This window comes from Mesorhizobium sp. M2A.F.Ca.ET.067.02.1.1, from assembly GCF_004023285.1.
Taxonomy (GTDB): domain Bacteria; phylum Pseudomonadota; class Alphaproteobacteria; order Rhizobiales; family Rhizobiaceae; genus Mesorhizobium.
The window spans coordinates 1-8,756 of the sequence record NZ_RZSB01000192.1; the positions used below are offsets into that span (position 1 = coordinate 1).

Sequence of the window (8,756 nt, forward strand, 5' to 3'; positions counted from 1 at the left end):
CCGTGGGCAAAAGTCCCTATACCGACGCGAACTATACCGCCGCTCTCGACGAGCAGATGCAAACGCTGTGCGCCAACGCCAAGGCCAACAACATCATCGTCATGACGGTTTCCCTTGATCTCAGCATTCAAAAAACAGCCGAGAAGAAGGCGATCTCGGCGCTTACCGCCTGCGCATCGGATTCGCGGTTCCGCAGGGATCCAACCGACCCGAGCAAGCCCGCGAAGTTGTTCTGGAACTCGACCGGCGCCACGCTGTCGGACGACTTCAAGGCGATCGGCAGCGAATTGTCGAACCTGCGCATCGTCAGTTGAGCACAATAAGCGGGGCCGCTCGAGCAAAATGCGCAAATTATGGCACCAATTCTGCCGTGACCGCCGCGGCAACTATGCCCTCGTGACGGCAGTCGCCATGGTTCCGCTGATGGGAGCCTTGGCGGTGGGGGTCGACTTCACCGAGCTCAACCGCGAGAAGCAGATGGTGCTCAACGCGCTCGACTCGGCCAATTTCGCCTCCGCGGTGCGCCTTTCGCAGGGTGCGTCGGACGACGAGATCAAGGCCTATGCGGCTGCCTTCCTGAATTCCAATCTCAACGCCATCGATCCCGCCAACATTGCGCTCGATGTCACGCTGCCGAGCAGCCAAACCGGCGGCGGCTTGATGAAGCTTTGCGCGACGCTCACCTATCATCCCTATTTCCATCCGGCGGCGGCGCTGCTCAGCGGCGCATCAGACGGCGACGCGCATAAGCCGATCCAGGTCGAGATGTGTTCCCAGGTGCGGCTGAAGAACACCCTGGAAGTGGCGATGGTGCTCGACAATTCGGGCTCCATGACAACGCCCGGCACCGGCTCGGGACAGAAGCGCATCGACCTGCTCAAGCAGGCCGCCAAGCAGCTCGTCGACACGCTGGCGCAGCAGGCAGCGCAGATCAAGCAGATCGACAAGCCGGTCCAGTTCAGCCTCGTGCCGTTCGCGGCCTCGGTCAATGTCGGGCCGAGCAACGACAACGCCCCCTGGATGGACACCTACGGGCTGTCGCCGATCGCCAACGAGAATTTCGACTGGTCGACGCTAAACGCCCCCGACAAATACGCTCAGAAAATCAACGGCATCTGGTATAAAAAAGGCACCGGCTGGGGTCCGGCGGAAGGCCAGATATTGACCCGATTCGAGCTCTATCGGGATATGAAGGTCGTCACCAGCCACGAACGCATCGCCGGCAGCAAGCGGGTCGTCTGCGACAAGTACCGATCCAATCATACCTGTTCCGATAGCCACGACGAATACGACTACAACGACACCTATGGCCCGTTCGCCAGCTGGCAGGGTTGCGTGGAAGTGCGGCCATATCCCTACAATGTAGACGACACGCCAGCCTCCGGCGGCCCCAACAACACCGGCATCGGCGTCGGAGATCCGGCGACCATGTTCGTGCCGATGTTCGCGCCGGACGAACCCGGCAACCATTGGAAAGTGACGCAGGATCCCGACGAGCCGAACCCGGTCACCTACGGCGCCGCCAACAGCTGGTGGAACGACGACCCGTCGAGCACCACCGGCAAGACCAGGCAGTCGAACATGGCCAAGTATTTCATGCCGCGGCCGATCGATGCGCCGGTGCTGTCGAAGGGCGCGGGCCCGAACTACAGCTGCACCACCACGCCAATCACACCGCTCACCGATGTCACCCAGACCGATGGGCTCGCAGCCATCAAGGCGGCGATCGACCTGATGCAGCCCAACGGCAACACCAATGTGACCGAAGGCATGGCCTGGGGCTGGCGCACCGTCTCCAGCGCCCCGCCCTTCACCGAGGGGAGGCCGGAAACCGAGCGCGGCAACGACAAGGTGGTCATCGTGCTCACCGACGGCGAGAACACCTATTCGACGGTCAGCTCGGACCCGGCCGGCAACAAGTCGACCTATGCCGCCTATGGCTATACCGGCGTCGGCTATAACGGCACCTCGGTCACCCGCCTGTTCGGCGGCACATCGAGCGCGATCGGCCAGTTCAACTATTCGTCGAGCAACTACACCGCGGCGATGAACGAGCAAATGGCGAAGCTGTGCGACAATGCCAAGGCCGGCAATATCATGGTGATGACGGTGGCGCTCGACATGTCCTCGACCAGCTCGAGCGACCAGAAGGCCATGGCGGCGCTGAAAGCATGCTCTTCCGAGTCCCGCTTCCGCAAGGATCCGACCGATCCCAGTAAACCGGCAAAACTGTTCTGGAACGCAACGGGGGCGACGCTGTCCGACAACTTCAAGGAAATCGCCAACGAGTTGTCGAACCTGCGCGTGGTCGGGTAAGGCGAGCTGGCGTAAAGGGCAATCCCATCAAGCCCTTGCGACGTTTGACGAAGCGGCGCACATCTCGGGAACTTTCCGGAGATCCCGATGCCTGACGCCGCCAACCACCTCACCTTCGCGCTGATCTGCCTGGGCATGGTGCTCACACCCGGCCCGAACATGATCTACCTCATCTCGCGCTCGCTGTCGCAAGGGCCGAAGGCGGGGCTGATCTCGCTCGGCGGCGTGGCGCTGGGCTTCCTGTTCTACGTGATCTCGGCGGCCTTAGGCATCACGGCGCTGATCTTCGCCGTGCCTTTTGCCTACGACGCGCTGCGCTTCGCCGGCGCGCTCTATCTGTTGTGGCTCGCCTGGCAAGCGCTCAAGCCCGGCGGACGCTCGCCCTTCCAGGTCCGCGAATTGCCCAGGGACAGGCCGCGCAAGCTTTTCGTCATGGGGCTGATGACCAACCTGCTCAACCCGAAGGTCGCGGTGCTCTATCTGTCGCTGCTGCCGCAGTTCATCAATCCGGCCAAGGGCCATGTTCTGTCGCAGCTTTTGGTGCTTGGCGTGACGCAGATCTCGATCAGCCTCACCGTCAACGCCATCATCGCGGTGACCGCCAGCTCGATCGCGAATTTCCTTGCCGGACGACCGTTCTGGCTGGTCGTCCAGCGCTGGATGATGGGCACGGTGCTGACGGCGCTGGCGCTCAAGATGGCGACCGAGGCGCAGAGATAGGGCGCATTGATATTCAGGTGAGGCCGGCCGCGAATGGCGCCCTGACCTGAATCCCAACGCACCCTACGGGCCTACCTCTACATCGGGCGGCGCACCGGCCGGATCTGCTCCGGCTCGACCACCTTGCGGTAGAGGTGCCAGGTCGCGTGGCCGAGGATCGGCATGACGACGGCGAGTCCGGCAAACAGCGGGATCGAGCCGATCACCAGGAGCACGGCGACCGTCAGGCCCCAGAGGGCCATCGTCAGCGGATTGGCCATCACCACGCGGGCCGAGGTCTCGATCGCCGCGACGGCGCCGACGTCGCGGTCGAGCAGCAGCGGGAAGGCGACGACGGTGGTGCCTAGAACGACAGCGGCGAAAACGAAGCCGACGGCATTGCCGACGAGGATCAGCGTCCAGCCCTTGCCGGTCGTCAGCACGTCGCGCACGAAGGCACCGACCGAAGCAGGCGGCTCGGCGCCGAACAGGCTGGTGTAGAGCGACTGGGCGGTGAACAGCCACAACAGGAACAGCGCGAAGAGCAGGATGCCGATGACCGCGATCGACGGCAGCGCCGGCGAATGGCGCACGTCCAGCGCATGGTGCCAGCGGCTGCTCATCCCAAGCTCGCGCCGGCGGCTGATCTCGTAGAGGCCGATGGCCGCGAACGGACCGACCAGGGCGAAACCGGACATCAGTGGATAGACGAGCTGGATGGCGTTCGAGCCCGAGCTCCATTGCGTCAGGATCAGGCCGACGATCGGATAGATCAGGCACAGGAACACGTAATGCGAAGGCTTGGCCCAAAAATCCTCGGCGCCGAGCTTGAGCGCGTCCCAAAGATCCGCGGTCGAGATGTGGCGCACCGTGGGCTGAACATGTGCGCCGTACGCGTCCGTCATGACATGAAAACCGGCCATAACCGTCCTCCGTTTATATCGGGGGCGGTCACCGCCTGGGTGGCCGCCCATGGCTGCCACTTTCAAGAACGCCGGCATGATAACCGATCTTCCGCGAAAAGTCGCCGCTTCATGCGATTTTCATCGGTTGCCCGGCAAAAGCCACGATCGCCGGTATCAGAGACCGGATGAGCATCTCGACCACCGCCCTCCCCGATATGAACCGTCGCATGCTGATCAAGGCCGCTGGCCTTGCAGCACTTGCGGGCATCGCCGCCTGCAGCACGGTCACGGTGCCGACCGGCGAAGGCGCCGGCGTCTCTTCGTCCGCCACGGCGACGCTGGCCGGCATTCGCACCACGGCGGGGCTGCCAGCGCTGGTTCACGACACGCAGCTCGAACAGGCGGCGCTGCAGCAGGCCGGCTACATGGCTTCGCGCGAGCGCATGAGCCACACCACCGGTTGGGGCAAGGATTTCGCCTCGCGCATGAAGGACAATGGCGTGCGGGGCGCGGCGGCCGAAAACATCGCCGAAGGCCGCTTCGACCTGCAAAAACTGTTCGACATCTGGATGCATTCGGACGGCCACCGCCGCAACATGCTCGATCCGGACTTCAGCCGCTTCGGGCTCGCCTATGTGCGCGACGGCCGCGATCTTGCCTTGCGCTACTGGGCGCTGGTGCTCGGCCGATAGGCGTCGGCCCCCGCCCTATTTCGTCGTCGCCTTGAACTTGCCCATCAGATAGGGCCGGAGCGGACCGGCTCATATTTCGGCGCCTCTCCCTCGGACAGGCATGCGTCCAGAACCGCAATCTCGGCGTCCCAGTTCGGCTGGTGGAAGAAAGCCATCGATTGCCGGCGATCCTTGCCGCCCTGCTGCGCCGGCGGGTTGACGACACGATGCACGGTGGACACCCAACGATCGTTGGTCCAGCGCGCCATCAGGTCGCCGATGTTGATGACGAAGGCGCCGGACACTGGCGGCACCTCAGCCCATTCGCCGCCCGGCGTAACGATCTGCAGCCCGCGCGACCCTGGCTGCGGCAGCAGGATGGTCAGGCTGCCATAGTCGGTATGAGCGCCGGCGCGGATCTGGCCGGGCTTCGGCGCGACATGCTGCTCGGGATAGTTCAGCGCTCTCAGCGCGCTGATCGGCGCATCGAGGAAGGCGTCGAAATAGGTTCCGGCAAATCAAGCGCGGTGGCGAAGACCCGCATGATGCGCAGCGCAAGGTCCTCGAGAGCCGCATAATAGGCCTTCCAAGCTTCGATGAAGCCTTCGGGCTCGGCCGGCCAGATCGTCTCGGCGTAGCAGAAGGCCAGGGCCTCCGGGTCCTTGATGCCTGGAGGCACGCGGGGAGGTCCGCCGTTGAAGCTCTCCTTCAAGTCCGGCGGCGTGTCGACATTGCGGGATTTTGCCAGCGCCTCCCAGTTCGGGGCCGAGATATCCGTAGGGATAACCCTTGTAGGGCGCCTTCGAGCGCAGCTTTTCCTCTGGCGGCAGGTCGAAGAAAGCCTTTGCTTTCGACCAAGCGGCGTCGATCACAGCTTGCGGGACACCGTGGTTCTTGACCGCCAGGAAACCGGTGCTGCGACAGATGTAGTCGACCTCGCGGCCGAGCGCCTTCTTCCGTGCGGCGCTCGCGGTCTCGAATTGTCAGAGATCGAACACGGGAAATGACAGGTTCTGCATCACGTTCATCCAACCGCTCAACGCTGGAACGATGCAGCCTGACCCGGTCGTAATCTAGGACCAACTGGTGTGGCGGTCCTAGTCCATATGCGCCGCCGGCGCGCCGCCCGCCGGCGCCGCCTTGGGCTTGCGCAGCAGGATGACGAACGGGATCGCGGCCAGCGTCATCACCATCAGGATTTTGAAGTCGTTGATGTAGGAGATCATCATCGCCTGCGCATTCACCGCGCGGTCGACCTGCGAAAGAGCCGCGGCGTTGCCGCTCGCGGCCGCCGGCGAGGCAGCCCATAGGTTGGGATTGTAGGGGTTGATGAAGGCCGACAGCTCGGTGTGGTTGATCTGGGTGTTGCGCACCATCAAGGCCGCGACCACCGACACGCCGATCGACGAGCCCAGATTGCGCACCAGGCTGAACAATGAGGTGGCGTCCGTGCGGTAGCGGGCGTCGAGCGTGGCGAAGGCGACCGTCGACAGCGGCACGAACACCATGCCCATGCCGAGACCCTGGATGACGCCCGAGGTGAGGATCAGCCAATTGTCCATCTGCGGCGTGAAGCTTGCCATGGTGTAGAGCGACTGCGCGGTCAGCAGGAAACCGATGGCGACGAGGATCCTCGCATCGAACCTGTGCATGATGCGGCCGACGACCAGCATCGAGATCATCGTGCCGATGCCGCGCGGACCCAGCACGACGCCGATGGTCACGGTCGGATAGCCGAAGATGTTGGCCAGCATCGGCGGCAACAGCGACATCGAGGCCAGGATCAGCACGCCCATGACGAAGATGAAGCCCAGCCCGGTCACGAAATTGCGGTCGAGGAAGATCTTTGGGTCGATGAAGGGATGCTCTGCCGTCACCGTATGGATGATGAACACCCAGAAGCCTGTGAGCGACAGAGCAAGCTCGATCCAGATCTCGGCCGAGTTGAACCAGTCGACCTCGCCGCCGCGATCGAGCAGGAGCTGCAGCGCGCCGACGCCGAGCGAGAGCATGGCGAAGCCGAAGAAGTCGAAGCCGCGCACGCGCTTGGCGATGACGGGCAGATAGGCGGCCATGCCGAGGAAGGCCAGGATGCCGACGGGCAGGTTGATGAAGAACACCCAGCGCCAGTTGAAGTTTTCCGTCAGCCAGCCGCCGAGCGTCGGCCCCAGGATCGGCCCAAGCATGATGCCGGCGCCCCAGATCGCCATCGCCTGGCCGTGGCGCTCCTTCGGGTTGATGTCGAGCAGGAAGGTCTGTGACAGCGGCACGATGGCGGCGCCGAACACGCCCTGCAGCAGGCGGAAGAGCACGATCGTCTCGAGGCTCCAGGCAAGGCCGCAGAGCATGGAGAAGATGGTGAAGCCGACGACGGAGGCGAGGAACAGCTCCTTGCGGCCGAGCCGGTCGGCGAGCCAGCCGGTAACCGGCGTCATGATCGCCGCCGCCACGATATAGGAGGTCAGCACCCAGTTGATGTTGTCTGGCGACGCGCCGAGGTCGCCGGTCATGGTCGGCAGCGCGACATTGGCGATCGTGGTGTCGAGCGCCTGCATGATCGTCGCCAGCATCAGCGCGACGGTGATCAGCCCGCGATGCGGCACTTCCTTGAAGGCTTCCGGCGTGCTCATGATGCTGAACTTCCAGCGGGTAACAAAAACGTGTAGACTAGAGCATGATGCCGAAAAGTGTGATGCGGTTTTCGGACGACATCATGCTCTATCTCTTTGATTTAGAGCCGGATTCAGATTTCAGGTCGAACAGACCTGAAATCATCCGGCTCTAGGTTTCCGGGCGGCAATGCCTTCCGTAGAGAGACCTTCATCGCGGTGGGACGCGACCATCGATGTGGGGGTTACATCGACTGAAAGTCTCTGTTGGAGCGGATGCCTGCCGCCCGGAAACCTGAGGACCGACGGGTCCGTGACGAAGGTTTCGGTTTTGATCGCGCCGCCAAGCGGCTGATCTTAAACGCTTATCCTTGTCACTCCTCCCATCAGACCAATCCCCTGCTCCGCCCCCGATTTACGGGGGGCGTATTGTCACTGCGCGTGCTCTCCTGCCGTGGCATGGCCGAAGATCGACGGCAGGCCGCGCGCCACGCCGGTGTCGACGGTGACGGTCGCGCTCATGCCGGTGCGCAGCGCCATCTTGGCATCAGGATCAGTCAGTTCCAGGCGCACGGGAATGCGCTGCGTGACCTTGACCCAGTTGCCGGTGGCGTTTTGCGCGGGCAGCAGCGAGAACTCCGCGCCCGTGCCGGCGCCGATCGCCGTGACGGTCGCCTCGAAGGTGCGGCCCGGATAGGTGTCGACGACGATCTCGGCCTTCTGGCCCGGCTTCATGTTGGTGAGCTGGGTCTCCTTGAAATTGGCGTCGATCCAGGTGTCGCCGGTCTCGACCAGCGCGCAGAGCGGCGTGCCGACGGAAACATACTGGCCAACCTTGAAGGAAGCCGCCTGGTAGATGACGCCGTCGGCCGGCGCCTTCACCGTCGTCTGCGCCAGGTCATAGGCCGCCTTGTCGCGCGCGGCCAAAGCGGCCATCACGGTCGGATGCTTGTCGGTCTCGATCTCGGGGTTGCCGCCGAGCGCCGCCTTGGCGCTGACGATGCCCTGCTGCGCGACGGCCAGCTGCTGCTTGGCCTTGTCAAGATCGTTGCGGGCCTGATCGAGCGAGGACTTGGCGTTGATGCCCTTCTGCGCGAGATCGGCGGCGCGGTCATATTGCGACTGCGCATAGTCGACCTCGCTCGAAGCGGACTTCTCCTGCGCCATCGCCTGGCTGTAGGCGGCGCGCAGCTGCTCGACATTGAGGCGCGCCGCGGCGACCGCCGCATCGGCCTGGGCGAGCGCGATCCTGTAAGGCTCGGGATCGATGACGAAGAGAAGGTCGCCCTGCTTGACCAGCTGGTTGTCGGCGATGCCGACCTGAACGATACGGCCGGCCGTGTCGGAGGCGACAGAAATCCTGGCCTGCTGCAGATTGGCGTTCTCGGTTTCCTGATAGCGGCCGCCCGTCACCCAGACATAGGAGCCGCCGGCAAGCAGCGCCAGCGGCAGCGCGACCATCAGCAGGAAGCGGCCGAGGCGGCGCTTCTTCTTCGGCGCGACCGGCGCCGGAGCCACGGCGACCGGGGCGGAAGCCGGCTGCGCCGGCGCTTCAG

At 63.9% G+C, this 8,756-nt stretch carries 8 protein-coding genes and 2 pseudogenes; 4 read left to right on the forward strand and 6 right to left on the reverse strand.

Going from position 1 to position 8,756, the window contains the following annotated elements:
- The 3 genes and pseudogenes from EOA28_RS15340 to EOA28_RS15350 all read left to right on the forward strand — a co-directional run.
- Positions 1-314, forward strand: a pseudogene (locus EOA28_RS15340) (hypothetical protein); the annotation flags it as partial.
- 28 nt (positions 315-342) lie between these two features.
- Positions 343-2,316 carry a pilus assembly protein gene (locus EOA28_RS15345; RefSeq protein WP_127251599.1) on the forward strand — a complete coding sequence of 658 codons (1,974 nt, stop codon included), beginning with the start codon at positions 343-345 and terminating at the stop codon, positions 2,314-2,316.
- A gap of 87 nt (positions 2,317-2,403) precedes the next feature.
- A complete protein-coding gene (locus EOA28_RS15350) occupies positions 2,404-3,036 on the forward strand; it encodes a LysE family translocator (RefSeq protein ID WP_127251600.1) in 633 nt (210 codons plus the stop codon).
- 77 nt (positions 3,037-3,113) lie between these two features.
- Here the strand turns inward: EOA28_RS15350 and EOA28_RS15355 are convergent, their stop codons facing one another.
- A complete protein-coding gene (locus tag EOA28_RS15355; RefSeq protein WP_126083173.1) occupies positions 3,114-3,938 on the reverse strand; it encodes a DUF2189 domain-containing protein in 825 nt (274 codons plus the stop codon).
- A gap of 167 nt (positions 3,939-4,105) precedes the next feature.
- Here EOA28_RS15355 and EOA28_RS15360 point away from each other — a divergent pair, with 167 nt between their 5' ends.
- On the forward strand, positions 4,106-4,612 hold the full coding sequence (locus EOA28_RS15360; RefSeq protein WP_127251601.1) for a CAP domain-containing protein: 507 nt from the start codon (positions 4,106-4,108) through the stop codon (positions 4,610-4,612).
- Between the two features lie 44 nt (positions 4,613-4,656).
- On the opposite strand, the gene EOA28_RS40205 is transcribed toward EOA28_RS15360, so the two are convergent.
- The 5 genes and pseudogenes from EOA28_RS40205 to EOA28_RS15375 form a co-directional block, all read right to left on the reverse strand.
- Positions 4,657-5,070, reverse strand: coding sequence for a 2OG-Fe(II) oxygenase family protein (locus EOA28_RS40205; RefSeq protein WP_348628705.1), 414 nt, complete (start codon positions 5,068-5,070; stop codon positions 4,657-4,659).
- Positions 5,058-5,270, reverse strand: coding sequence for a hypothetical protein (locus EOA28_RS40210; RefSeq protein ID WP_245463278.1), 213 nt, complete (start codon positions 5,268-5,270; stop codon positions 5,058-5,060). Before EOA28_RS40210 ends, EOA28_RS40205 begins: the two co-directional genes overlap by 13 nt.
- 139 nt (positions 5,271-5,409) lie before the next feature.
- Positions 5,410-5,517 (reverse strand): annotated as a pseudogene (locus tag EOA28_RS40215) (2-oxoglutarate and iron-dependent oxygenase domain-containing protein); the annotation flags it as partial.
- A gap of 171 nt (positions 5,518-5,688) precedes the next feature.
- Positions 5,689-7,221 carry a DHA2 family efflux MFS transporter permease subunit gene (locus tag EOA28_RS15370; protein WP_127251602.1) on the reverse strand — a complete coding sequence of 511 codons (1,533 nt, stop codon included), beginning with the start codon at positions 7,219-7,221 and terminating at the stop codon, positions 5,689-5,691.
- Positions 7,222-7,632: 411 nt separating this feature from the next.
- Positions 7,633-8,756: HlyD family secretion protein (locus EOA28_RS15375; RefSeq protein ID WP_281060904.1), on the reverse strand; the 1,124-nt coding region annotated here is incomplete at its 5' end.

Coding starts and splice junctions, on each gene's coding strand:
- EOA28_RS15350 (WP_127251600.1), top strand. CDS start 2,404: ATGCCTGACGCCGCCAACCACCTCACCTTCGCGCTGATCTGCCTGGGC.
- EOA28_RS15345 (WP_127251599.1), top strand. CDS start 343: ATGCGCAAATTATGGCACCAATTCTGCCGTGACCGCCGCGGCAACTAT.
- EOA28_RS15370 (WP_127251602.1), bottom strand. CDS start 7,221: ATGAGCACGCCGGAAGCCTTCAAGGAAGTGCCGCATCGCGGGCTGATC.
- EOA28_RS15360 (WP_127251601.1), top strand. CDS start 4,106: ATGAGCATCTCGACCACCGCCCTCCCCGATATGAACCGTCGCATGCTG.
- EOA28_RS15355 (WP_126083173.1), bottom strand. CDS start 3,938: ATGGCCGGTTTTCATGTCATGACGGACGCGTACGGCGCACATGTTCAG.